The organism is Erwinia sp. AnSW2-5, assembly GCF_045107195.1.
Classification (GTDB): Bacteria; Pseudomonadota; Gammaproteobacteria; order Enterobacterales; family Enterobacteriaceae; genus Erwinia.
The window spans coordinates 19,186-43,192 of sequence record NZ_JBJGXA010000009.1 but is presented as its reverse complement, the minus strand read 5'-3'; the positions used below and the strand labels follow the sequence as shown (position 1 = coordinate 43,192).

General features: G+C 57.7%; 17 protein-coding genes and 1 pseudogene. 6 read left to right on the top strand and 12 right to left on the bottom strand.

What is annotated here, in order from left to right:
- Positions 1-4 precede the first annotated feature (4 nt).
- From ACFL9S_RS07370 to ACFL9S_RS07355, 4 genes are all read right to left on the bottom strand, one after another.
- Positions 5-1,414, bottom strand: a complete 1,410-nt coding sequence (locus ACFL9S_RS07370) for a sucrose-6-phosphate hydrolase (protein ID WP_405261185.1) — start codon at positions 1,412-1,414, stop codon at positions 5-7.
- Positions 1,411-2,784, bottom strand: a complete 1,374-nt coding sequence (locus ACFL9S_RS07365; protein WP_405261183.1) for a sucrose-specific PTS transporter subunit IIBC — start codon at positions 2,782-2,784, stop codon at positions 1,411-1,413. The genes ACFL9S_RS07370 and ACFL9S_RS07365 overlap by 4 nt, the downstream gene beginning before the upstream one ends.
- Before the next feature lie 32 nt (positions 2,785-2,816).
- A complete protein-coding gene (locus ACFL9S_RS07360; RefSeq protein WP_405261182.1) occupies positions 2,817-4,355 on the bottom strand; it encodes a carbohydrate porin in 1,539 nt (512 codons plus the stop codon).
- 217 nt (positions 4,356-4,572) lie between these two features.
- Complete coding sequence (locus ACFL9S_RS07355) at positions 4,573-5,493, bottom strand: aminoimidazole riboside kinase (protein ID WP_405261181.1); 921 nt, start codon at positions 5,491-5,493, stop codon at positions 4,573-4,575.
- Positions 5,494-5,784: 291 nt separating this feature from the next.
- Between ACFL9S_RS07355 and ACFL9S_RS07350 the strand changes: the two genes are divergently transcribed.
- Entirely contained in the window at positions 5,785-6,462 is a 678-nt protein-coding gene (locus ACFL9S_RS07350) for a gamma-glutamylcyclotransferase (protein WP_405261180.1), read from the top strand.
- Between the two features lie 69 nt (positions 6,463-6,531).
- Here ACFL9S_RS07350 and ACFL9S_RS07345 read toward each other — a convergent pair whose 3' ends face one another.
- The 8 genes from ACFL9S_RS07345 to ACFL9S_RS07310 all read right to left on the bottom strand — a co-directional run bounded on the left by ACFL9S_RS07345 (position 6,532) and on the right by ACFL9S_RS07310 (position 15,523).
- On the bottom strand, positions 6,532-7,953 hold the full coding sequence (locus ACFL9S_RS07345) for a serine/threonine protein kinase (RefSeq protein WP_405261179.1): 1,422 nt from the start codon (positions 7,951-7,953) through the stop codon (positions 6,532-6,534).
- Positions 7,954-7,987: 34 nt separating this feature from the next.
- The gene (locus ACFL9S_RS07340; RefSeq protein ID WP_405261178.1) at positions 7,988-8,938 is read right to left on the bottom strand and encodes a hypothetical protein; all 951 of its coding nucleotides are present in this window, start codon (positions 8,936-8,938) and stop codon (positions 7,988-7,990) included.
- Positions 8,939-8,952: 14 nt separating this feature from the next.
- Positions 8,953-9,729, bottom strand: coding sequence for a PP2C family protein-serine/threonine phosphatase (locus tag ACFL9S_RS07335; RefSeq protein ID WP_405261176.1), 777 nt, complete (start codon positions 9,727-9,729; stop codon positions 8,953-8,955).
- Positions 9,726-10,898 (bottom strand): type VI secretion system-associated FHA domain protein TagH, encoded by a 1,173-nt coding sequence (gene tagH / locus ACFL9S_RS07330; RefSeq protein WP_405261174.1) that lies wholly within the window; start codon positions 10,896-10,898, stop codon positions 9,726-9,728. The genes ACFL9S_RS07335 and tagH overlap by 4 nt, the downstream gene beginning before the upstream one ends.
- Before the next feature lie 38 nt (positions 10,899-10,936).
- Complete coding sequence (tagF, locus tag ACFL9S_RS07325; protein WP_405261173.1) at positions 10,937-11,635, bottom strand: type VI secretion system-associated protein TagF; 699 nt, start codon at positions 11,633-11,635, stop codon at positions 10,937-10,939.
- A gap of 13 nt (positions 11,636-11,648) precedes the next feature.
- Positions 11,649-13,676: a type VI secretion system membrane subunit TssM gene (gene tssM / locus ACFL9S_RS07320; RefSeq protein WP_405261346.1), complete on the bottom strand. Its 2,028-nt coding sequence runs from the start codon at positions 13,674-13,676 to the stop codon at positions 11,649-11,651.
- A complete protein-coding gene (gene icmH, locus ACFL9S_RS07315) occupies positions 13,676-14,896 on the bottom strand; it encodes a type IVB secretion system protein IcmH/DotU (protein ID WP_405261172.1) in 1,221 nt (406 codons plus the stop codon). The genes tssM and icmH overlap by 1 nt, the downstream gene beginning before the upstream one ends.
- Positions 14,897-15,010: 114 nt before the next feature.
- Positions 15,011-15,523: an SH3 domain-containing protein gene (locus ACFL9S_RS07310; RefSeq protein ID WP_405261171.1), complete on the bottom strand. Its 513-nt coding sequence runs from the start codon at positions 15,521-15,523 to the stop codon at positions 15,011-15,013.
- A 474-nt stretch (positions 15,524-15,997) separates the two neighbouring features.
- Between ACFL9S_RS07310 and ACFL9S_RS07305 the strand changes: the two genes are divergently transcribed.
- The 5 genes and pseudogenes from ACFL9S_RS07305 to ACFL9S_RS07285 all read left to right on the top strand — a co-directional run bounded on the left by ACFL9S_RS07305 (position 15,998) and on the right by ACFL9S_RS07285 (position 23,980).
- Positions 15,998-17,284: a nitrate- and nitrite sensing domain-containing protein gene (locus ACFL9S_RS07305; RefSeq protein WP_405261169.1), complete on the top strand. Its 1,287-nt coding sequence runs from the start codon at positions 15,998-16,000 to the stop codon at positions 17,282-17,284.
- 355 nt (positions 17,285-17,639) lie between these two features.
- Positions 17,640-20,444 (top strand): annotated as a pseudogene (nirB, locus tag ACFL9S_RS07300) (nitrite reductase large subunit NirB); the annotation flags it as partial.
- An 8-nt stretch (positions 20,445-20,452) separates the two neighbouring features.
- A complete protein-coding gene (gene cobA / locus ACFL9S_RS07295) occupies positions 20,453-21,307 on the top strand; it encodes a uroporphyrinogen-III C-methyltransferase (protein WP_405261168.1) in 855 nt (284 codons plus the stop codon).
- 198 nt (positions 21,308-21,505) lie between these two features.
- Positions 21,506-22,408: a lipid A hydroxylase LpxO gene (gene lpxO / locus ACFL9S_RS07290; RefSeq protein ID WP_405261167.1), complete on the top strand. Its 903-nt coding sequence runs from the start codon at positions 21,506-21,508 to the stop codon at positions 22,406-22,408.
- Between the two features lie 129 nt (positions 22,409-22,537).
- Positions 22,538-23,980: a YchO/YchP family invasin gene (locus tag ACFL9S_RS07285; protein ID WP_405261166.1), complete on the top strand. Its 1,443-nt coding sequence runs from the start codon at positions 22,538-22,540 to the stop codon at positions 23,978-23,980.
- Positions 23,981-24,007: the final 27 nt, after the last annotated feature.

Below are 24,007 nucleotides of genomic sequence, written 5' to 3'. Positions count from 1 at the left end.
GGGCTTATTCTACCACGCATTGTCGCAAGCTCCAGTGACGCAGCCCAATCTGCCCCGTACCATGAAAATGACATTGAGGTGCCGGTGCCGGGAAATAGCGTGATGACATCACCGCTTCCCCGTCATTAATAAAAACCTCAATACTGGAACGATCGCACAGGACACGCAGCGTGCGTGCCTCGCCCCGCCAGTCACGCGTTTCCGGCTCTCCGGTGCGCAGGTTGTTGCGCCGCAGCGTGACGCCCTGAGAATGGACTGCCAGCTGTAATTCTTCTGCGAAATCAAGCTCACAGGCACCGCTCACGGTCAGCTCCAGCTCGGCGCTGTCAACGGCCAGGGCAGGCAGCGTCTGCGCACTTCCCGCAAACTGGCTCAGCTGCCCGCGCAGCTGTTGCAACTCACGCGCCGGATGCTGGAATATCCGATTACCGCACAGCGTCAGTTCACGCGGGCAGGTCAGGGTATGCATCCAGCCATTTGCCTGCGTGGGCTGGAAGAACTCATCCCCGTCAGGGATCCCCATCCAGCCGATCAGCAGACGACGACCATCGGCACTGAGGCAGGTTTGCGGTGCGTAAAATTCAAACCCCAGGTCAAGCTCGTGGAATTCATCATGACGGAACTGGTGGCTGTGATAGTCGAAGGACCCGCAGAAGTAGCCGCTCTGGAAGGTATTGCGCCAGCGCCACTCTTCAGCCGCCAGCCCCTGCGGGCAGACCACCAGCACGCTGCTGCCGTCAAGTTCAAACAGATCAGGGCACTCCCACATATAGCCGAACTCGCCCAGCCCGTTCAGGTGACTTCCGGCAATTTCGCCCAGCGATGTCCACTGATGCAGGTCAGGGGAGCGGAACAGCAGCACCTTGCCCTGCAACGCCTGATCCTGCGCTCCCAGCACCATGTACCACAGGCCGTCATGCTGCCAGACTTTCGGGTCACGCACGTGACCGGTATAACCTTCCGGTAAGGCCAGCACCGGGCCATGCTTGTGGAACTCACCCTGTTCGTCACGCGTGGCCAGGCATTGCCAGGCGGTGCGGCTGCCATCATCAAACTTGACGTTTCCGGTATAGAGCAGCGTCATCACCCCCTGGTTATCGACCGCGCTGCCGGAGTAACAGCCGTGGCTTTCATAGGGTTCGGACGGCGCCAGCGCCAGCGGCTCATGCCGCCAGTTGACCAAATCCTCCGAACTCCACTGGCCCCAGAACTTGGCACCGTGGGCGCAGGCCAGCGGGTTCCACTGATAGCACAGCACGTAGCGGTGATTGAAGTGGATAAACCCGTTCGGATCGTTCATCAACCCGACGGGCGGGGCAAGATGCCACGCCGGACGATGGTGGTCGGCTGCCGCACGCTGCTGGCCGGAGAGAACCGCCCGCAGCGCCTGTTTAAGCAGGTGGGCTTCACTCATGCTTTCGCCTCAAATTTGATTTTCAACAATAGTGACAGCACAAACGCCGTACCGAAGGCGATGACCATGCCGATCAGATAATTGAGCATCGAACTGGCCTGCACAATCGCCATGCCAGGCAGGGCAGTCAGACCGACAGCGGTCATATTCACGTGCATCGTCACCACCCAGGCACCGCCCAGCGCACCGCCCAACAGTCCGGCGATAAACGGCTTAATATAGCGAAGGTTCACCCCGAAAATGGCGGCTTCGGTAATGCCCAGCATCGCCGAAAAGGCGGAGGGCAGCACGATACTGCGCACTTTGATATCACGGGTTTTAAACCATACCGCCAGGCAGGCCCCTCCCTGCGCCACATTCGCCATCGACCAGATCGGTAACAGGAAATTGACGCCAATCGACGGATTACCCAGTAATCCTGCCTCAATGGCGTGGAAACTGTGGTGGATGCCGGTGATGACAATCACGGAATAAAGGCCACCAAACAGTAATCCGGCCAGCCATCCCGCATGGGCGATCAGCGTGCTGAGGACCAGTGAAATACCATCCCCCAGCATACGTCCCGCCGGGCCAATGATCAGCAGGGCGATAAAGCCGGAGATAATCACGGTCAGGAACGGCGTCAGGATAATATCCAGCGCATCCGGGATCACCCGGCGCAGACGTTTCTCGCAGTGGCTCATAAACCAGACGGCCAGCAGCACCGGGAACACCGTTCCCTGATAGCCGATCATCGCAATCTCCAGCCCAAAGAAATTCATGGTATGGAAACCGCTGGCGACGCCCCAGGCATTGGTCAGCGCCGGGTGCGTCAGGATGCCGCCGAGCGTGGCCCCCAGATAGGGATTGCCGCCAAACTCACGGGCGGCGGTGAAGCCGATCAGGATCGGCAGAATGATAAAGGCAGCCGAGCTGCACATATCCAGCATAATAAACAGTGCGCTTCCGGCATCCACCCAGCCGTAAGTTTTCACCATCCCCAGCAGGCCCATCAGCAGGCCGGAAGCGACAATCGCCGGAATAATCGGCACAAAAATATTCGATAAAACCCTGGCCATCCGCTGGAACGGATTCAGCTTCTGCGCCGCGATATCAGCCGCTTCGCTTTTGCTCGATTCATTAATCCCGGCGGCTTTAACAAAGGCGGCGTGGACTTTATTGACGATACCGCTACCGAAAATAATCTGCATCTGTCCGGCGTTGCGGAAGCAGCCCTTAACGCCCTCCAGCGCTTCAATGGCGTCCTTTTGTACCAACTCATCATCAACCATCACCAGACGCAGACGCGTGGCGCAGTGCGCGGCGCTGGCAATATTGTCCCGTCCACCGAGTAACGGCAGCAGTGCCTGGGCTGTTTTATCAAAATCCATCGTGTCACCTTTCATTTATTGTTATGAGTTCATCAGAACCAGGTTTCCATCTGCACACCGAAGTTCCATTCGCCACCTGCGCTGAAGCCGCTGCTGCCGAATGAGTCGTCGCTGGCATAGCGATCAAGTGAGCTGTCCCAGTCCATCCAGCTGGCGAAGAGGCGGATTTCCGGGCGGGTAAAGAAGTCGCCGATATCGGCCACTTTAAAGGTTGGGGCAACGGTCAGCTTCCAGAAACTGCCGGATACGGCCTGGCGATCTTTATAGCCCTGCGGATCGAGGTCCATATACTGGTAGCTGCCTTCATAAGCGAGAGCAAAGTTCTGGTTGATCTCCTGGATCAGGCGCGCGTTGACCGTTGCCCAGCGATAGTGGTCCCCGGCGGCATAACGATCGCTGCTGGTTTGCGCCAGCACGGCCGGGGCAAAACTCCAGGTTTTATTCAGCGGCGTTACGCCGTAGCTGGCGAGACGCCAGGTTTCTGCCTGCTGGGTCAGGTTGCCGTCAGAGCCAATCCCTTTCACCTCAGCACCCAGTCCACGACCATAGAGCAGGGCGGTTTTCGCCGTCCCATCGCGCAGGCCCCAGAAACTGTCGTTGTGCAGCGCCAGCATGGCGTGAACACCGCTGTCACCGGCATTGTCATTCTCACGGCTCGGATTCAGGCGTTCATCGTTATCTTTTGCCCGCAGCCCGCTGACCATCAGCTGGAAGGGTCCGGCAAAGTTATTACTGGTGACAATGTAGTTCTGAATGGTGTTATCAATCGCTTCAATATTGCCGAAGTTACGTCCGTACAGCGAGAAGTTACTCTTCAGGCCATCCGCCCACTGGACGTCGTAGATCCCGCCACCGGTTCCGGCGAGGAACACCACATCCGAGTCGAGCCAGTGAATATCGAAGTTATCGCGGTCGAAGCGTTTACCCGCCCACAGTGTGCTCTGGTCAAAGGCCCCGCTGAACTCCGGCAGATTGCCCAGTTCAACAAATGCCTGGCGGATGTTCAGCTCGCTGGTGCTGCCTGTCCAGTCATTATAGTCCCGCTGACCGTCGGCCAGCATCGCTTTGAAGCGCGTGGTGGCGCCGTTGGCGAGCTGCTGTTTGTGTTCAAAGTTCAGCTCAACGTAGGTGTTGTTTTCGTTACCCAGTCGTCCAACGGCACCGCCGGTGTCACCGGCTGGCGTCAGGTAAGGGCCGCTTTGTGTGCCTGCGGCAGAGTCATTCATGATCAGGCCGGAACGCGCATAGCCGTGGAACTCGAAGCCGTCAGCGAAATTGCTGGTGGTCGCGGCAGCGGTGGCCGGGGCTGCGGCAGCCGGAGCCGGTGCGCTGGCCGCCACAGGCAGTGCCGCCGGTGGTTTCTGTTGCTGAGTTTCCAGACGAACGATTTTTTTCTCCGCCGTCTCGGCACGGTTTTCCGCGACCGTGGCACGATCTTCGGCTTTTTGCAGACGCTGCTCCATGGCCATCAGTCGCTCTTCCAGGCTGGTTAGCGTAGGGGCAGCGAAGCTGAACGTTGGTACGGCTAAAGCGAGGCCAATGGCGGTCGCTAAAATACGAGGTTTGATCATTTGCACGGTTCCCAGAGTGATTGTTTTGTTGTTTTTGCTAAACCGGTTCGATGCAGAGAGTAAGCGAACCGAATCAGGTATTACAATCACATTGGCTAACCCGGTTTAGGAAGTGTGATCGGGTTGGCAATTTAGCAGCACGATGTCCTGTAGGGGTTGACCCTTTTTTCCGGTCAACCCGTGTTGATGGTTTGCACCGCGCGGGAAAACGAACGCGTTAAAAACGCGTTAGATCCGCAGCATAAGGCAGGGCGGTCATCGCCCCTTTGGCGGTCGTCGCCGCTGCACCACTGCGCTGTGCCTGCTGGATAGCATCATAAAGTCGCTCAGGCAGCAGCGGCTGCGCTTCGGTCGCCAGCGCCGCCAGCAGCCCCGCCACAAACGCATCGCCCGCGCCTGTGGTATCCACCACCTCAACGCGCGGGGCGGAAAAGTGCTCAACAGAGCCAGCCTGCCAGAGATAGACACCCTGGCTGCCGCAGGTCACCAGCAGCAGCGACGGCTGATACTGTGCGCTGAAACGTTCGATGCCCGCCGTCAGTTCGCGACACCCGGTCAGAGAGCACAGCTCATCTTCTGACAGCTTGATAATGTCGGCCAGCGCGAAGACATCGGCCAGTACCGCAGCCATTTCCGCAGGATCTGACCATAAATCATCCCGTAAATTCGGGTCGAAACTGACCCAGCCTCCGGCGGCTTTTATCGCGCGCATTGCCTGCATCGCCGCGCTGCGTGAGGGTTCTGCACTCAGGGCGATGGAGCATAAATGCAGGCCTTCACCGGCATGGAAAGGGGGCAAGCGGTCGGTGCTGAGAGACAGGTCAGCCGCAGGACGCACCATAAACGTAAACTGGCGTTCTCCCTCCGCATCCAGGCTCACCAGCACCGTCGAGGTGCGCTGGCCCGGGGCGCGGTACATCCAGTCGATGTTGACCTTTTCATGGTGCAGGGTGTGTTGCAGGAACTCACCAAAAGGGTCGTCACCGACGCAGCCGATAAAGGCGCTGTTGCCGCCAAGGCGCGCAATACCCACAGCGACATTGGCCGGAGCGCCGCCCGGGCACTTCAGCAAATGTGTTTCCCCTTCGGGCAGGAGGTCCACGACCGCATCGCCAAGTACCCAGATTTTTTTGCTCATCGTCATTATCCTTAAGTGATTATCTGACGGAAAGCTAAACTGGTTTAGCAAAAAAATCAAAATTCTTTTACCACAGTGGCTGAGGTTTGACGGGAGAAGAGGTAAAGATTTTCCGCTGGCTGCCGATCATCTTAAGTGAAACTTTTTTTCTTTTGTGATCGCCTTCAAACTTGATTGCGTACGCGGAAATGCATAAGGTCGTTAATAGCATTCAGAAATTGCTAAAAACGAGACAATTCACGGAGAGCAGTCAGGACAGCGTGGACGTCAAGCTGGGGTGTTGGAGGTGCAATGTTAACAAGAGATTTCCTGTTACAGGCCGATTGTAAAACGGCTTTTGGTGATATCGAAGAGTCATTGTTGTGGACCTGTGAACAACGGGCCGCTTCGCTGGCGGCGGCGCTTGCCTGTCGTCCCGATCACAGCCCGGTATGGATTTTTGGTTACGGCTCCCTGATGTGGAACCCGGTATTTGAGGCCGATGAAGTCGCTGCCGGTACGTTGAACGGCTGGCACCGGGCATTCTGTCTGCGTCTGACCGCCGGGCGCGGTACGGCCAGCCAACCCGGACGCATGCTGGCGCTGAAAGAGGGCGGGCAAACCACCGGGCTGGCTTTCTCTCTGCCAGAGGAGAAGCTGCACGAAGAGCTGGAGTTGCTGTGGAAGCGTGAGATGATCACCGGCTGTTATCTGCCGACCTGGTGTGATATGGCGCTGGATGACGGGCGCACGGTCACCGCACTGGTGTTTGTGATGGACCCGCGCCACGCACTCTATGAACCGGACTCCTGCCCGAAAACCATCGCGCCGCTGATAGCACAAGCCAAAGGGCCGCTGGGCACCAACGCGCAGTATCTTTTTTCGCTGGAAACAGAACTGAAGCAGCGGGGGATGCATGACGATTGTCTGACAGACCTGGTGCAGCGCGTGCGCGAATTACAGCAGTGCCACAACGGACTGGCGGGATAAACAGCATCGCGATGGCCCGCAGGGGAACAGGTTAAGTCCGTATCCCCTGCGGGCAGCAATCGCGCAGACCTAGCGCCCTGGGTTAATCAACCAGGTGCCTGCACGATCGATCTTCAACTGCTGGCTATGCACGCCGGTGGATGTGCGCACTTCCAGATGATAATCCCCCGCCGCCAGATTCAACGAAGCATAACCACTGTTGTTCGGTTTGACCTCCATCACGCTGCCGTTCAGCAGCAGAGATTCGTTGCTGCCCAGTTTCAGGTAGACCGTTGCCATCGCCGGGGCGCTGGCGGCAGGCGTCTGCACGGCGGCGGTTGCACTGTCGCGGGTCTTGCTGGCGGCGGCAGAATGCTCGGGTGCTGCGCTATCGCCACGGTTCAGTCCCCACATCAGGGCAACGACCGCGATGACCGCCAGGCCACTGAGTAACATCAGTGGTCGCGACAGACGCTTTGCCACGCGCGGAGCCATAACCGGCTCCGTGGTCCCCGCCGCCGGATTGACCGCCAGCGCAACGGGTTCGGGATCGGGTAACTGTGGCGGCTCTTCCTGCGGCACCACGACGTTGCTCACCAGTTCCTCCATCTCACTCACCGGTGAATCGAGCAGGGCGGCCAGATCATCAATAGACTGCGGGCGCTGTTGCGGCGCCATCTGCAATGCCTGATCAACAGCATTCAGCAATGACAGGGAGTAGCCTTGCGGGCGTAATGTGCTGAGCGGCTGATAGTGATCTTCGATGCAGCGCACTACGCTGACCGGTGGCGGATTACCCGTAATCAGAGTATGCAGTACCGCACCCAGTGCATAGATATCGGTCCAGGGGCCCTGATCGCTGTCGCCTTCTTCGCTGTATTGTTCAATCGGTGCGTAACCCGGTTTCAGCATGATCTCCGTTTCATCGGAGAGGTTGCCAATCTCTTTACGTGCAGAACCAAAGTCGAGCAGCACCGGCAGCTGATTTTCCTGAATCTGAATATTATCCAGCGAGATATCACGGTGCAGATACCCGGCGCGGTGGATGGTATTGATGGCACCGAACAGCGGTGGTAGCAGCTGGCGTATCCACGCCTCGTCAATACTCTCCGGGCTGCCTTGCTGCCACTCTTTCAGCGTCATTCCGCTGTAAAACAGCGTGCCCATATACGCGGTGCCGTTCTCTTCCCAGAAACGCAGGACGTGCAGCAGTCCCGGGTGATTAAACCGGGCCAGCAGACGGGCTTCCTGGATAAAACTGTTCAGTCCGGCGTTAAATAAGCGCTGGTAGCGTTCGCCGCGCAGCTGGATAGCAAGATCCTCGTTGCGGGTGGCCAGTGACACCGGCAGATACTCTTTTATCGCAATCGTGCGTTCCAGCAGGTGATCCCAGGCGCGGTACACGATGCCGAAACCGCCGCCGCCAATCACTTCCTTGATTTCAAACTCATTGAAACGGTAGCCCGCCGGGAGGGCGTTCGGGACACTTTTTTGTTGTTCGTTTGCCGACATAGTGAAACGCTCCTGGCGTCCTGATAAACGGGGGTTAGTTAACGGTACGCCAGGCGCCAATCGCCGGGTCGGCCAGGTCGGCGTGCAGGTCATCCACCAACAGCACGTTCACTTTTACACCTGCGTTGATGATGCCTGACCAGGTTTTGCGGACGGCATCTACCGTCGCTTTCAACGCGGCGCCATCGCTGGCATGCGCTTTGTCCATTTTCACCAGCAGCGCACCATCAAAAGACCACACGTGCAGGTTGTTATTAAAGGGCAGCACCAGCCAGCTGTTGGGGGCATCACTGCGCGCCAGCACCAGGCGTTGGTTATTCACCGCCACAACATCAAGGGATCCCGGTGCCGGATGCAGATGCATCAGCGGGTAGCCCTGATAGAAACTGACGGCCAGCGGTTCGCGCGCGGTGCCCTGTGCCAGCGTCAGCTGGCTTACGCCTTCCAGCCAGCCTTCGGTGGAGCAGCTCATCGTTTTATCGTCAGGGATAAACAGCGACTGGCCGTTGTCATCCCACCAGGTGCGGAAATGACAGCCGTCAGGCAGATCGAAATGCTGTAATGGCTCAGCGTTAGCCGGTTGTGACAGGTCAAGTGGCGAGGCATTGCTCGCCGTTGCCGTTGCGGTGGCATCCGCGGTGACAATCGGCCGCCAGCTCTGCTCTTTAGCCGCTGTGCCGGTGGCCAGCACGGTGCCTTTACCATTGGTCATTTGCCACGGAAGCTCCAGCAATTTGCCGCACTGGTTTTGCAGTAAATTCCCCACGCGCGGTAAGAAACTGGTCAGCACGCCTGATTCGGTACTTTTACCGGAAACAATGCGCAGGTTCAGCGTCTCACTGCACCATGCTGCAGGTGTGTTGCTGGTGACATTATCGATAAACACTTCCAGCTCAAGGCTGGGGGAATAGACCACACGATAGTCTGCCGCCTGAGCCGTGGTGGCGAACAACAGAGTCAACGTAGCTGGCAACCAAAATTTCATAGCATTCCTTGGTGTTAATCGCGTGGCGGGAGAAAACGGGCAGAATCCGCCATGGAAAAAAGTAATGTGGTCTCTTGAGGTGAACCCACCCATACCGCCACGGCGCTCAGATTATCTGTTTTTGCGCTACGGTCGATGGCTTTTTGCATCAGTGCCAGCCACTCGGCAGGAGAATTGACCATGCGCAGCGCCTGTTCCATCTCGGCGGGCGTCAGGTTGCACCAGAAACCATCCGTGCAAATTAAAAATGCGTCACCATCTTCAAGCGCCATGACGTCGCTGTAACCGTGTGGGTGGGCGACATCTGCGCCCAAGGCGTTATACAGTAAGTTGCTGTTAATACCTGTATTTTCGTAACCGGCATCCTGCAACTGCTGCACCAGACTGTGGTCGCTAGTGACGCTGTGTACTACCCCACGACGGAAGAGGTAAACCCGGCTGTCTCCGGCATGTACCCACCAGGCGTGCAGGGTATCGCGGTCAATAAACAGCGCGGCCAGCGTGGTGCTCATCTGGTGAAAATTCGGATTAATCCTTTGTGCATGACGGAGCGCCTGCTCGGTATTCTCTATCAGCGCTGCCGTCTGCTCAGGATGCAGCGGCGTTTCGCCGTCAAGTTGACCGAGCAGGGTATCCCGGGCAATCTGCGCGGCCAGTTCGCCGCCCGCGTTGCCTGCCACGCCATCGCAGACCATAAAGCAGGCGCTGCGTTGTCCCAGCAGTGTACCCGTGGTGTCCTGATTACTCTCACGTTGGCCGATCTGGCTGGTAGCAAAATAAGTGATATTCATGCGTCTTCCGGGCGAGTTTGTGAATCTTTATATTGGTTAACTTCCATGTCGTAAGCGTGCAGGAACGCTTCACCAAACAGGGTGTGGAAGTCATCCTCGATTTCACCCGCCGTGTGCTGATAGTGGCGCACAAAGTGGTCCCATAACGCCGCTTTCCTGGTGCTGTTCAGCGCCAGACGGGGCACCACGCCATCGCGACGGGCCAGGTCTTCCAGCCGTTGCGGGTTAAAGGATTGCAGCATGGCAGCAATAATGGCGCGGATACCGGCGATCATTCCCAGCTGGTGGGCCTGTAAATCGACCAGCGCATCACGCACTGCCTGTTCCGGCGGCATAAAGCCCGGCATCTGGCTCTGATAAATCTGCATTAATACGGTTTTACCGGAAGGGAGGATCTTGAACGGGTTGTTTGCCTCGTTAAGTATCATCGTCATCTCTGCCTTGACCCCGCGTTTGAGGATCGATCGTGACGACAGCAACGCCACCGTTCCCTGCGAGAACAGGCTCAGCATACGTCCGGTAGTGCGCATCTGCTCTTCGGTCAGCGGGGTTTTATCCAGCGTGGTATCCAGCCCCATACCTTCCAGCAGGGCGGCCAGCAGGCGCTGTTCGCGCGTGCCCTCAGCACTGTTGTCATGGGAGCCAGCGAGCGCATCGTGGCTGATCGGATCGATGCCCAGGCGGGCCACCGTCTGGCGTGCGGATCGTCGTTCCTGCTCTTCAGCACACAGGGTGTCCGGCTGCGGGACAATAACGTCGTCAGCGCTCTGCTGCATGCCTAACGGGTCGTCATTGCTGCCCTCATCCTCAGCAAACAACGAGAGCGGATCGATCGGTTGCTCTGCGGCGGCCGAAATGCGCTGCGGGTCACTGACATCAATCTGATAAGGGCCAATGGCTAAGGTATCGCCGTGATCGAGGGTCACCTGACTGCCGCGCACCAGTTCGTTGCCGTTGTGGATCACCGCGATAACGCTGCCCTGATTCGTCAGACGGCAGTCACCGTTTGCCGCCACATGCACCAGCGCCTGCAAACGGGAAATGGCCCGGTCAGGGTCGGGCAGCACCAGATCGTTATCAACGCTGCGGCCAATCGTGCCGCCCGGTGGCATAAAATCACAGGCGGTTACCGGAACATCGGCCTGATTCTGCAAAATGGTCAATCGCATGCGTTTTTCCTGCAATAAGGCACCAGGGCCTGATCACTCTATTCAAACATCGGCGGATAGAGTCCGTGACGGCCCGACAGCGATCCGGCTGACGGATGAAATAACTGTGAAAATAGCTGAGCGGTCAAATTACCGCTGTGCTTATGGCTGGCGAGCGGATATCCGTCACTCTGATTAGTCCACCAGTAGCTGGTGTACTGCAACGGGTCAAAGCGCGTGGCAACTTCCCGCCAGGCCAGCGTACAAGGCAGATCCTGATAACCAATCACATCCATAATATCGGAACGCCCGGTGTCCGGTAGCGACAGCGGTGAGATACCTCGCAGCGCCTGTTCCAGCCAGTCGACGGAGTGCATCTGTTGCACCGCCTGATTCAGCGTCTCACCCAGCTCCTGAAACCAGTCCCCGGAGATGGCTAATTGCGCCGGGTGCCAGGCTTTCACCGGCACGCTCTGCATGGCCAGTAATGGCCAGGCGCGCCCGACGCGGTCACGCGACGGCATCAGGCAGCCGATCTGCACACGCTGCACGCCTAAGGTGGCGGGCAGTGCAAAGTTCCATATCGGCGCACGGCTGAACGGATCGGTGGCTCCATCGTGATGGTGATGCCAGTGAACCAGCCCGAGCTGAAACCAGTTCGACCAGCTGTCAATCAATGGCTGCGACATCCGGCGCAGCAAAAAGTCGCCGGCCGTTGGAAGCTTGCCATACCATCCCAGCTCGTTTTTTGCTGCCATGATGATGACCTTCTCAGTGAGCTGCGGTGAGTTCTCTGACCATCAGCGTGTTATCACGCATATAAGGTGAACTCAGTATCTGACGATCCAGTAGCTGGCTTAAATGCCAGTCCAGTTGCTGGATTTGCTGTGTCGTGACGCTGGACGGCAGGCTGCGTTGCAGGTTTTGCATCACCCAGCCGCGCAGGAACTCGCCGTCATAGCTGCGTGGCTGGTACAGCATCTGGTAAGCGCGCAGGGCATTACGGCTGAACTCCGCGTCTTTTCCGTCATCACTGCGCAGGGTTTGTGAAATGGTCTGCGCCACACGCGGCAGCAACAATGCTTTCAGGGCGCCCTGATACAGGCCCCAGGTGGCGTCACTGATCTGATCCCCCCGGTACAGCCCGCCACGCAGGCTGAGCGGTGGAGCCTCCAGGGAAAACTGGCTGCTCTCGGGTAATGCCACCAGACGGTTTAAGAAGGGTAGCAGATCCAGGATGTTGCCGTGATTATTGCGGGTCAGCTGCACGGCTTCCTGGGTCACGGCGGGTAACCGGGCGGAGACCTGTGCCAGATAGTGCTGATTCTTATAATAGCTGGTGATCCACAGGGCCGAAGCCGACACTAACGCCACGCCGAGTACCCCATAGCCTGCCCAGTGCAGCAGGCGGTTGCGCTGCTCCCAGGAGCGATCGCTGCCCGCCAGGTGGCGCTCTTTAAACACCACATCGCGCAGCAGGCCGTGAATAAAGTAACTCTGTCCATTATTCGCCGGGATCGGGGCGCTACGGTTCACACTGTCCCAGCTGGCAATCGACTGCCCCTGAGGTTGCGGCAGCTGTAACTTGCGTGACAGTTCACCCATCACCCGGTCAAAGGGTAAACCTTCCTGTGTTCCGCTGGTAAAGAACAGGCCGCGTGCCACCCAGGGGGTTTCGCTGTTTTCCGGCGAGAAAACAATATCAAGGTATTCGGCCAGCAGGGGACGTAGCGCACTGAACTCCTGGGGAAACTGGAAACATTCAGCGCGCTGAGTCAGGTCGCCTTCTTGCGCCATTTTGTCACTAAGATCCGCCATCAGCCGCGATGAGAGGCGCTGGAACTGTTGCTCAAACTGGGCGTGGAGCCGGCGATCGTTCTGACGGTCTGGCTCCCAGGAGAAGGTAAACCCCCAAATCTCCTCGCGCTGCTGCTTATCCAGCCGGGCGAAGTAACGCAGAAAACCTTTCAGCAGGTCGGTTTTCGTCACCATGATATACACGGGGAAGGGGATGCCGGTTTGCTGGTGTAACTCTGCCATACGCTGGCGCAGTGCCGTAGCCTGTGCATGGCGTGCTTCTGCTGAATCGCTCAACAGCTCCGCCACGCTAAGGGTCATGATCACGCCATTGATCGGCTGGCGCGGACGAAAGCGCTTTAACAGGGTAATAAAGGTCTGCCATTCGCTGGCATCGCGTGTGCGCTGGCTCTCTTGCAGGGTATAACGCCCGGCCGTATCCAGCAGCACGGCCTCGCCGGTGAACCACCAGTCGCAATGGCGGGTGCCGCCGATGCCGCGCAGTGCGCTTTTGCCCATCGCATCGCTGAGCGGGAAGTCGAGGCCGGAGTTAATCAACGCCGTGGTTTTACCGGCGCCGGGGGCACCGACGATCAGATACCAGGGAAGCTGATAGAGATACTGGGCACTGAACCGCTGTAACCAGCCACTGCGTTTGCCGAACTGAATTTTCTTTAACAGCGTTGCCGCTTCACTGAAGCGGTTATTGAGCATTTCGCCCGTTGCCTGTAATTCCGCGTGGTCACTGCTGCTGAGCTGCAGGCGGGTCAGCAGTTTGCTGTTGAACCAGGCACGATAGAGCTGAGGGATAAGCTGCAAGAGAACCCACAAAAAGTAACTGAGTCCGATCAACAACTGGCGGTTCAACGGGCTGTCCAGCGCCTGGAAACGGGTAAAAGGCAGCAGCGGTCCCACCATCCAGATCAGGGCAGACAGGGCGGTCACACCAATCAGCCCCCATAACAGGCGGCTGGAGAGCAGTGAAAAGAACGTCTTCAGCATCATTTTTTCCCCGTAATGTGGCTGTCGTCTGGCTCAGGGGCAGCGAACAGGATGATTTCAACGCGGCGGTTCTGCGCGCGATTTTCAATACTGTCATTCGGTAACAGTGCACCACTGTCCCCCCGGCCCTGCGCGCGCACGCGGATGCCGGGTTGGGCGATCAACTGCGCCATCATGCTGCTGATGGCGCGCGCCTGGGTGGCAGAGTATTCATAGTTTGACGGGAAACGGCTGGACAGCACCCGCTCGTCATCCGTATAGACGCTAACGAGAATAGTCCCTTTAGCGGACTCCATCGCCGTGGCGACGCGGGCAATCAGCGCGCGCCCTTCAGGGGAGAGTAGCGTCGTGGACGGCGCGAATAAACGATCGGCAGGCAGGATGACTTTACTGCCGCTGGCACTGTCGGCGACATCGAGCTTACGTTCGGCAATCAGATCGCTCAGACGCAGGCGTAAATCGAGCAGGGCCTGCGGCGCAGCACCGCGCTGTCCTGCCACCACTTTTGGCAGTGGCGTTTGCCAGATCTGCCGCAGCAGCGGTTCGGCGGCATTGCCCAGCCGCCAGTTCAGGCCGGAAAAAATCAGGCATCCAACAAAGGTGGCAAGGGTGATGCAGACCCAAAGCGGGACGGGTGGACGCCACAGCGTATTTTGCCCGGCGGCCACAACGGTTTGCGGTAGCGGCGGTTCCTGCTGTCCACGCATATCCTGGATAAGCTGTGCCAGCCGGGTTCGTACTGCATCCCGTTGCAGGCGGCCGTTATCCATGCTGCGATAGCGACCTTCATACCCCAGCAGTAAACAGAAGTGGATGACCTCCAGCAGCCAGAGATGCTGGGCGGGGTTTTGGGAAATGCGTGCCAGCAGCTGAAAAACTTTTTCGCCGCCCCAGCTTTCATTATGAAAGGTGACCAGCAACCCATTGCCGGACCAGACGCCACGGCTGCCCCAGGGCGTTTGTGCCGCGGCTTCGTCCAGCACTGCGCAGAGTGTGTAGCGGGCACCGATAATCATTTCAAAAGGCATGCCCATCTGTTTACAGCGGGTTTCGAACTGCCGTATTTCATCGATCAGCTGGTGGCGTAACCCCGCCGGATCGTCATGGGTGGCTGCCAGGCGGATTTGTACAATGGCATTGAGCAGCGGAGAGGCGGCTGCAACCAGGGGATTGTCTGGGCTGACCGGTGTGGCTGGGTCAACGGGAAATTCCGACGTCATCAGGATGTGTTAATCTCGGCTGTGTGCCAGCAGGCAAATAGGGTCAACTTCACCGCAGGGTCAATAAACGCTTTTGCTGCCATCCGTGGCAACGTGGAGCCTTATCAGGCGCGCTTACTCCAGAATCCAGGTCGCCGTATTATTGTTGCGGCAGGCTTTACTCTTACCGCCAACATCGACGCACACTTTCTTGCTGTTTTTGCGCGGGCGCGGACGGTCGCTGCGCAGCGTGGCGTCGTACAGTTCGCTCTTCACACCGGCTTTCAGCGGCACGTAGCCAATCAGCTGTTGTTCATCAACATCAGCGATGGCGAACCAGCGGTTTTCAACTTCACCCAGCACCAGGAACGGCTTACCGTTTTCCAGATAGCGCACCACTTTGCCGCTAAAGTCGGGGCTGGTCATAACAGACGCATTATACAGCGCGCGATAGTTCTCATTCACTGGGGTGAAGGATGCGGGGGCTTTCACCGCATAGCGATGCGTTAACGTCACGCCATCAACAACGCTGCTGACGACGGTGTCATCAGTGACGGGCGGTGGAGGTGCCTTGCATCCCGCTAAAGTGAGCACGGCCAGCAGGGTAAACGCGAAGCTAATTTTCACATTGGTCCTCGTGAATATCATCAATAAATCGGGTTCTTTTCAGACGCGGCATGGCGCATCGAGCGACGCCGGGAACGCGTGATCAAACGCAAACTGTCCTGTACGTTCCGGGAGGAAAATCTTACAGGTTTACATCAAGATAATTCTTACGTCAGTTTACCTGACGCTTTTGGGAATGGAAACCATTGCAGGCGTCTGTTGAACATGTTACTGCAGGTTGCAAGTGTGACAGAGTTTGCCTGAAAGGTGACAAAACGGCAATTTGATTAACGTCAATAATCAGTATTGTTCTCTGAGTTATGGTGAATGCTTATAAACCCGCCGACACGCGGATTTGTGATGGGCTAAATGGGTGAAATTAGTTAATTGATTCCAAAAAACTCCAGTTATTTTCGGAGTGTTATTTTCAGTTAAATGCCAGAACAGAGCCGTGTGTGATGTCGGAACGGCTTTTGCTTTGCTGGAACCATCGCGATAAAAGAGAGAGAAAAGCCGATGACTGTTGACTATCCTTCCGCGCTGGCATTTCTGCGTGCATCAAGGCAGCAGGAGGTCGTCAGTCTGCGGCATCTGCTGAAAAGCGGAAGGTTGACAACCGAAGTCAGCCAGCTGATCCACGAGCTTCAGCGTGAACGCGGGGCCAGCAATATCTGGCTGTGCTCGGCGGGCCAGCTGTTCAGTGACGAGCGATTGCAGTGCGCGCGCCAGGTGATCCGCAGCCAGCAGAGTGTGATGGCGTTGCTACCGTCGCTACCGGAGGCAGGCTGCGACTGGCCGGCATCCAGCCGACTGTTCAGTGCGATTGCCATTGCGCTGCAGGCGCTGAATGAACATGCGGTGTTGCGTCAGCAGATCGGTGAGTTGCAGCTGACCCATACGCAGGCCATGACCGGGTTTAATCATATTATCCGGCAGTTGCTTAATCTGGTGTTTGAAATGGTCGACGCCGCCAGCGATCCGGGCGTATCCCGCGCCCTGATTGCCATGTTCAGCTTTATGCAGGGCAAAGAGCTGGCCGGGCAGGAGCGCGCTCTGGGGGCGGCCGGGTTTGCCGCCGGGCACTTCCCGCAGGCGTTACGTGAGCAGATGCTGGCGCTGATCGATGCCCAGGAGGGGTGTTTCAGTCACTTTATGCAGTTTGCCGATACCGACACGCTGAAACAGTGGCAGTCAGTCGCGCAAAGCGAGAGCGACGTGGAGCGGTTAAGGCGGATTGCCTGCACGGTAACCCGGCCTGATGAACAGGATGCGGCAATGACGCTGCGCTGGCATCACTCTCTGACGCGGCGCATTGACGGATTGAAAACCGTCGAAGACAAGCTGGCAGCGGCGCTGATGCGACGCTGCCGCCAGAGTATTACGGAAGCGGAGGCCCTCGGGAATATTGGTCCTGATGATGTGCAGTTGCAGATGAAACTGCGGGCCACGGAACCCGCCTGGAGCGTCTTTTTTACCCGCGACAGCCCGCAGGAACCTGAGGTTGTATCGCAACAGGTGGACGGTCTGGCACCCCAACTCGGGCGATCGTTACTGGCTCTGGTGCAGCAGCAGTCGAAGCGGTTACAGGATCAGGATGATGAACTGGCAGCGATGCGCGCCAGCATTGAGGATCGTAAACAGATAGAGCGCGCCAAGGTATTGCTGATGCGTCATCATCGTTACAGTGAAGACCAGGCATGGCAAACCTTGCGCAAGATGGCGATGGACCAGAATAAACGAATGGTCGATATCGCCAGTGCATTACTGGCGGTGGCCTCTGCGTTTGCCACCCCGACGACATAAACCTGCACAAAGAGTGTGCAGTGCTTGCCTCACCACAGCGCACAACGGCGTGCCTGACCGGGGGCAGCGACAGCAGTAAAATGAGTAGAGTATCGGTAAGGTGTTGAATAAACCGCAGTGTGGTGTGGGTTTCCCCGCACACCGTGTTGGCACAGCACTTGCAGTGATTTAAAGACAACTTAACGCATTTGTTCCGCCAACGGTGGGGGATCGAGTGCTTTGGATAAAGGCGTCCAACCGCATGCATAGCGCATGTCGGTGGACGCCTTTTTTTATGGTTTTTTTTCAGGAAGTGAGCGTGATGAACAATGTTTACAACAGTGAATCGGTCGTAAACGACGGACCACAAAGGGGGAGTAAACCCACTCTGGTCGTCGTCGGACACGGCATGGTGGGGCAGCACCTTCTGGAGCAACTGGTCAGCAGGCAGCTTCATCAAAAGTTCCATATTGTGGTGTATGGCGACGAGCGCTATGTGGCCTATGACCGCGTACATCTGTCGGAGTATTTCGCCGGTAAGGGGCATGCCGAGCTGTCGCTGGTGGCGGAAGGGTTTACAGAACAAAACGGTATCGAGCTGCGCACCGGGCGCCAGGTGGTGGCGATTGACCGCCAGCGGCGCCAGGTTCAGGAAGGGGATGGACGGGTACAGACGTATGACCGGCTGGTACTGGCCTGCGGATCCAGTCCGTTTGTTCCGCCGATCCCCGGTAGCGAACATGCGTCCTGCTTTGTCTATCGCACCCTTGACGATCTCGATGCGCTGGCGGCCAGGGCAGAGGGTGCCACACGCGGCGTGGTCATCGGTGGCGGGTTGCTGGGATTGGAAGCGGCTAATGCGCTGACCAGACTCGGTCTGGAAACCGCGGTGGTTGAGCTTTCTCCGCGACTGATGGCAGTGCAGCTGGATGACGGGGGCGCATTGATGCTGCGGCGCAAGATCGAGGCGCTGGGCGTCAGCGTGCTTACCGGTAAGGCGAGCCAGCGTATTGAGCCTCAGCCAGACGGTAGTCTGCAGCTGCACTTTGCCGACGGTAGCCGTCTGGACACCGATCTGGTGCTGTTCTCGGCCGGTATTCGTCCGCGCGATCACCTTGCTTCTGCTGCGGGGCTGGTGCTGGGGGCGCGGGGAGGTATTGCTATCGACGACCGCTGCCAGACGTCCGACCCGTTCATCTGGGCGATTGGCGAATGCGCCTCCTGGTGCGGAAATCTTTATGGCCTTGTGGCGCCGGGATATCAGATGGCGCGCGTGCTGGCAGACACTCTGGCGGGCGAAGAGGCTGCCTTCAGCGGCGCAGATATGAGCACCAAACTGAAATTGCTGGGAGTGGAAGTGGCCTCAATGGGCGATGCACATGGACATATGCCCGGCAGTCAGAGCTACTACTGGACCAATGAACCGCAGGAGATCTACAAGAAAATCGTGGTATCTGCTGATGGTAAAACCTTACTGGGTGCCGTGCTGGTGGGGGACAGCGCTGAATACAGCCTGCTGTTGCAGATGATGCTGAATGGCATGGCGCTGCCGGAATCACCAGAAACGCTGATCCTGCCGCAAAGTGCCGGGCAACCAGCGAAAGCACTTGGCGTGGCGGCGCTGCCCGACACGGCACAAATCTGCTCCTGTTACAACGTCACTAAAGGGGCGATCTGTTCAGCGGTGAAAGCCGGTTGCTCTGATATGGCATCGGTCAAGGCCGCGACGAAAGCCGCTACGGGCTGCGGCGGCTGTGCAACGCTGGTGAAACAGGTGATGGAATATCAGCTGGCGGAACTGGGCGTTGAAGTGAAGAAAGACATCTGTGAACACTTCGCGTGGTCGCGTCAGGAACTCTATTCACTGATCCGCGTCGGCAGTATCAAAAGCTTTGAGCAACTGCTGGCGAAGCATGGTCAGGGGCGCGGCTGTGAGATCTGTAAGCCGCTGGTGGGGTCAATGCTCGCCTCCTGCTGGAACGAGTATCTGCTGACGCCGTCACTGCTGCCGTTGCAGGATACCAATGACCGCTATTTTGCCAATATCCAGAAGGATGGCAGCTACTCGGTGGTGCCGCGTATGCCGGCAGGCGAAGTCAGTGCCGAGGGGCTGATTGCCATCGGTGAGATTGCCAAAAAATACCAGCTCTACTGCAAAGTGACCGGCGGGCAGCGTATCGACCTGTTTGGTGCTCAGCTTGAGCAGTTACCTGTTATCTGGCAGGCGCTGGCAGAGGCGGGTTTCGAAACGGGCCATGCCTATGGCAAATCACTGCGTACGGTAAAATCCTGCGTCGGCTCCACCTGGTGTCGTTACGGCGTACAGGATTCAACCGGGTTCGCCGCTCGCCTTGAGCATCGCTACAAAGGGCTGCGCACGCCGCACAAATTTAAAATGGCGGTCTCAGGCTGCACCCGGGAGTGTGCAGAAGCACAGAGTAAAGATATTGGCGTTATTGCGACAGACAAAGGCTGGAACCTCTATGTCTGCGGTAACGGGGGAATGAAACCGCGCCACGCCGATCTGTTTGCCAGCGATCTGGATGATGCGCAGCTGGTGCGTTACGTCGACCGCCTGCTGATGTTCTATATCCGCACGGCTGACCGGCTGCAACGTACCAGCGTTTGGATGGATAACCTGGAGGGCGGGGTGGCGTATCTGCGTCAGGTGGTGATTGACGATGTGCTCGGCGTTGCCAGCGAACTGGAGGAAGAGATGCAGCGGGTCGTCGACAGCTACCAGTGTGAGTGGCAAACCACGCTGGCCAACCCGGATCGCCTGGCGCTGTTCCGCCGCTCAGTCAACGATGTGCAGCCGTTGACAGCGTGGAACGCCATCTGTCAGCTGGACGAGATCCCGCCGCAGGCCGGTATTGGTGCCCGCCTGGGCACGCAGCCTATCGCTCTGTTCCGCCTGGACGACCGCGTATTTGCGCTGGACGACCATGAACCGGGAACGGATGCCAGCGTTCTGTCACGCGGTTTGCTGGGCGACAGCGACGGTGAAGCGCTGGTGATCTCGCCGCTGTATAAACAGCGTTTCCAGTTAAGTAACGGTCAGAGCCTGGATAATCCGGCATTGTTCCAGCGCTGCTGGCCGGTGAAAGTCGAGCAGGGACAGGTATGGGTGGCCGCAAACCCGATGATGCAGACCGCAACTGACCAGACAACGACAGCCTGAGGTGAACAATGACCGCAAAAATACCTTCTCTTGATAAACTTCTGCTCCGGGGGAAACCTTCCGGGCAGCAGGGATCGGTCTGGCTGGTGGGGGCCGGACCGGGAGCGGTCGACCTGCTCACCGTTCGCGCCCTGCGCCTGATCGAACAGGCCGACGTTGTGGTGTATGACCGGCTGGTCAGCCCTGAGATTCTGGCGCTGATCCCGGCGATGGCACTCAGCGTGGATGTGGGTAAAACGCCGGGTTTCCACGGCATGAAACAGTGCCAGATCAACCAGCTGCTGGCCGATCTGGCACTGGCCGGACGTCAGGTGATCAGGCTGAAGGGCGGCGATCCCTTTATCTTTGGTCGTGGGGGCGAAGAGATGGTGTGGCTGCAACAGGCGGGCGTGACCTGTCATATTGTTCCTGGGATTACCGCCGCCACCGGCTGTGCGGCGGCCAGCGGCATCCCGTTGACCCACCGTGGTCTGGCGCAGTCGGTGCGCTTTATTACCGGGCACGGGCGTGATGGTAAACCAGAGCTGGACTGGCAAAGCCTGCGTGATGCACACCAGACGCTGGTCTTCTATATGGGCCTGACGTGGTGTGCCGCACTGAGTGATCGTCTGATTGAGCATGGCCGCGATCCGCAAACCCCGGTGGCGATTGTCGAGCGGGGAACCCGTGACGATCAGCGCACTCTGATCACCCGCCTTGATCAGCTGGCGATAACCGTGGCTGAACAACAGCCGCAGTCACCGAGCCTGCTGATTATTGGTGAGGTGGTGAGCTTATACCGGCAGGACGCGGAACGCATCAGCGATGGCTTCAGCGCGTCATTACTGACTGCCGTTCAGCCAGCCTGGACTGCACCATGCTGAACTGGGCGCCATTTCTGATACGCTTCGGTGGCCTGTTTTGTTCCATTTGTGCCACCGTTATTCTGCCCGGCTAAAAAGTCTTTATACTCTCACCGGTCATGCACTACCCGGCGAAAAGTCGTCTTCGTCTGCCTGACACATGTTGACATTTATCCACGGGATCACAGGATGATCCCGGTCACCTGACGAGCAGAGCAAATGAAATACTTCGTTTTATTGATATGGATTATTACCGTGCTGTACGTGCACTGGAGAGGGAAGGTTCGTTACGGTTTCTGGCGTCAGCTGGCTGACCATTCTACCTTCGTCGCGCCTCTGAACTGTTTTATGTATCTGTTTTCCCGCATTCCCACCACGCCTTTTCTTTCCACCCACCGCTTTCCAGAGCTTGCTGAGTTACGTGACCACTGGCAGTCCATTCGTGACGAAGGCGAAGCGCTGCTGGCGCTCCAGCAGATTAAAGCGTCGGACAGGTATAACGATGCCGGGTTTAACTCGTTTTTTAAAACCGGCTGGAAACGTTTTTATCTGAAATGGTATGACGAGGCGCATCCCTCTGCGATGTCTCTCTGCCCGCACACCACGGCGCTGTTGCGCACTATTCCATCGATTAAAGCCGCCATGTTTGCCTCACTGCCCGACGGCAGTCGCCTGCCGCGCCACCGCGATCCTTATGCCGGATCGCTGCGCTACCACCTTGGCCTGATCACCCCGAAAGATGATCGCTGCTTTATTGAGGTGGATGGGGAGCGTTACAGCTGGCGTGACGGCGAGGGCGTGGTGTTTGATGAAACCTATATTCACTATGCCGAGAACCGCAGCGGCCAGCCGCGGCTGATCCTGTTTTGCGATATTGAACGGCCGATGATCTGGCGCTGGACGCAGGCGGTGAACCATTGGTTTGGCCGCTATCTGGTCGGTGCAGCAGCGGCACCTAACAGCAAAAATGACCGCACCGGAGGCATTAACCGGGTATTCAAATATATCTATGCGGTACGCAAAGTTGGCAAGCGCCTGAAGGCGTGGAATAAGCGGGTATATTATGTGATCAAGTGGCTGCTGTTTGGCGGGATCACTGTACTGATCTGGCGCGCACTGTAGGTTTTGTCGGCGGTCCCTAGAGGTGGCCGCCCGTTTTTCGCGTCGGGGCGGGATTCTGTGCTAAGGTGATAAGTATGATTTTGTGAACAAGCTCACACTGGCTCAGATAAAAAATATTGCTTTAATCTTATGATTCGATTTTATCGTTATTTCTCCCCCATTTCCTGCCTGATGTTTTCCCTTGCCGTCAGCGGCTTGCCGCTCAGTGCCGCACGCGCTGTCGATGAATCCACGCGCGTACCTGATGCTCCCTTTGATGATCCCGGCCGTTTCCGCCAGATGCAGCAACAGCTGCCCGGCATGGGGATCACCGATCAGGATAACGGGCTGGCACAAAAAATCGCTCAGGCGGCAAAAAGCATCGGTGAAGCCAGCATGAACAGCGACAGTGATAAATCCCTGCGTGAGGAAGCCGGGCAGTGGGCGTTTAATCAGTTTCGTACTGCCGCCAGCGAGCGCGCCGCCAGTGAAGGGGAGCAACTGTTGTCACCGTATGGCCGGGCCAGCATATCGCTGGCGATGGATGATGCCGGGCGCTTTAATGGCACTTCCGCTCAGTTGATGACCCCCTGGCAGGACAATTATCAGTATCTGACCTTTAGCCAGTTAGGGGTGGAGCAGACGGAATATGGCACCGTGGGCAATGCCGGGTTGGGCCAGCGCTGGATCGCCGGGAACTGGCGCGTGGGATATAACGCGTTTGTTGACGATGTGCTGACCGCCCACCAGCAGCGCGGTTCCCTGGGGGCAGAAGCCTGGGGAGAGTATCTGCGTTTTTCCGCCAATTATTACCATCCGCTGTCGGGCTGGCGTAACCGGACCAGCACCACGCAGATGCGCATGGCGCGCGGCTATGACATCACGACTCAGGGCTATCTGCCCTTTTACCGCCAGCTCGGGGTAAGCCTGAGCTATGAGCAGTACCTTGGCAATCATATCGATCTGTTTAACAGCGGCAAGGCAACGGCAAACCCAACGGCGGTATCGCTGGGGGTGAATTACACGCCTGTGCCGCTGTTTACCCTCTCAGCCAGCCATAAAGAGGGGGATGGTGGCGAGTCGCAGGATCAGTTTGCGCTGAAGATGAATTACCGCATTGGCGTGGCGCTGAGTCAGCAGCTTTCGGCCAGCAATGTCGCGGCGGCGAAGTCGTTGACCGGGAGCCGTTACGGTCAGGTTAACCGCAATAATTCTCCGGTGATGGCGTTCCATCAGCGCAAAACGTTGTCGGTGTTCCTCGCCACGCCACCGTGGCAGGTGCAGCCGGGGGAAACGCTGGCGCTGAAATTACAGGTCCGTCATAGCAATGCGATTAAAGCGGTGAGCTGGCAGGGGGATACGCAGGCATTGAGCCTGACGCCTCCGGCAGATAATGCCAGCCTGAACGGCTGGAGTATTATCGCTCCGGCATGGGACAGCAGTGAAGGGGCCAGCAATGAGTATCATCTGTCGGTGACGCTGGAAGACAGTAAGCAGCAGCGGGTGACCTCTAACTGGATCACGCTGAAGCTGGCGCAGCCTGTCACGTTACAGGCCGCAGATGCCGGGAGTTTCAACCTGATGTCCCCCTGAATACAGGGGATTCTGCTAACCGCTGAA

What these genes read in the sequence shown, in the direction of transcription:
- ACFL9S_RS07370 (WP_405261185.1), bottom strand. Translation starts at nt 1,414, where the DNA reads ATGAGTGAAGCCCACCTGCTTAAACAGGCGCTGCGGGCGGTTCTCTCC.
- ACFL9S_RS07365 (WP_405261183.1), bottom strand. Translation starts at nt 2,784, where the DNA reads ATGGATTTTGATAAAACAGCCCAGGCACTGCTGCCGTTACTCGGTGGA.
- ACFL9S_RS07360 (WP_405261182.1), bottom strand. Translation starts at nt 4,355, where the DNA reads ATGATCAAACCTCGTATTTTAGCGACCGCCATTGGCCTCGCTTTAGCC.
- ACFL9S_RS07355 (WP_405261181.1), bottom strand. Translation starts at nt 5,493, where the DNA reads ATGAGCAAAAAAATCTGGGTACTTGGCGATGCGGTCGTGGACCTCCTG.
- ACFL9S_RS07350 (WP_405261180.1), top strand. Translation starts at nt 5,785, where the DNA reads ATGTTAACAAGAGATTTCCTGTTACAGGCCGATTGTAAAACGGCTTTT.
- ACFL9S_RS07345 (WP_405261179.1), bottom strand. Translation starts at nt 7,953, where the DNA reads ATGTCGGCAAACGAACAACAAAAAAGTGTCCCGAACGCCCTCCCGGCG.
- ACFL9S_RS07340 (WP_405261178.1), bottom strand. Translation starts at nt 8,938, where the DNA reads ATGAAATTTTGGTTGCCAGCTACGTTGACTCTGTTGTTCGCCACCACG.
- ACFL9S_RS07335 (WP_405261176.1), bottom strand. Translation starts at nt 9,729, where the DNA reads ATGAATATCACTTATTTTGCTACCAGCCAGATCGGCCAACGTGAGAGT.
- tagH (WP_405261174.1), bottom strand. Translation starts at nt 10,898, where the DNA reads ATGCGATTGACCATTTTGCAGAATCAGGCCGATGTTCCGGTAACCGCC.
- tagF (WP_405261173.1), bottom strand. Translation starts at nt 11,635, where the DNA reads ATGGCAGCAAAAAACGAGCTGGGATGGTATGGCAAGCTTCCAACGGCC.
- tssM (WP_405261346.1), bottom strand. Translation starts at nt 13,676, where the DNA reads ATGCTGAAGACGTTCTTTTCACTGCTCTCCAGCCGCCTGTTATGGGGG.
- icmH (WP_405261172.1), bottom strand. Translation starts at nt 14,896, where the DNA reads ATGACGTCGGAATTTCCCGTTGACCCAGCCACACCGGTCAGCCCAGAC.
- ACFL9S_RS07310 (WP_405261171.1), bottom strand. Translation starts at nt 15,523, where the DNA reads ATGATATTCACGAGGACCAATGTGAAAATTAGCTTCGCGTTTACCCTG.
- ACFL9S_RS07305 (WP_405261169.1), top strand. Translation starts at nt 15,998, where the DNA reads ATGACTGTTGACTATCCTTCCGCGCTGGCATTTCTGCGTGCATCAAGG.
- cobA (WP_405261168.1), top strand. Translation starts at nt 20,453, where the DNA reads ATGACCGCAAAAATACCTTCTCTTGATAAACTTCTGCTCCGGGGGAAA.
- lpxO (WP_405261167.1), top strand. Translation starts at nt 21,506, where the DNA reads ATGAAATACTTCGTTTTATTGATATGGATTATTACCGTGCTGTACGTG.
- ACFL9S_RS07285 (WP_405261166.1), top strand. Translation starts at nt 22,538, where the DNA reads ATGATTCGATTTTATCGTTATTTCTCCCCCATTTCCTGCCTGATGTTT.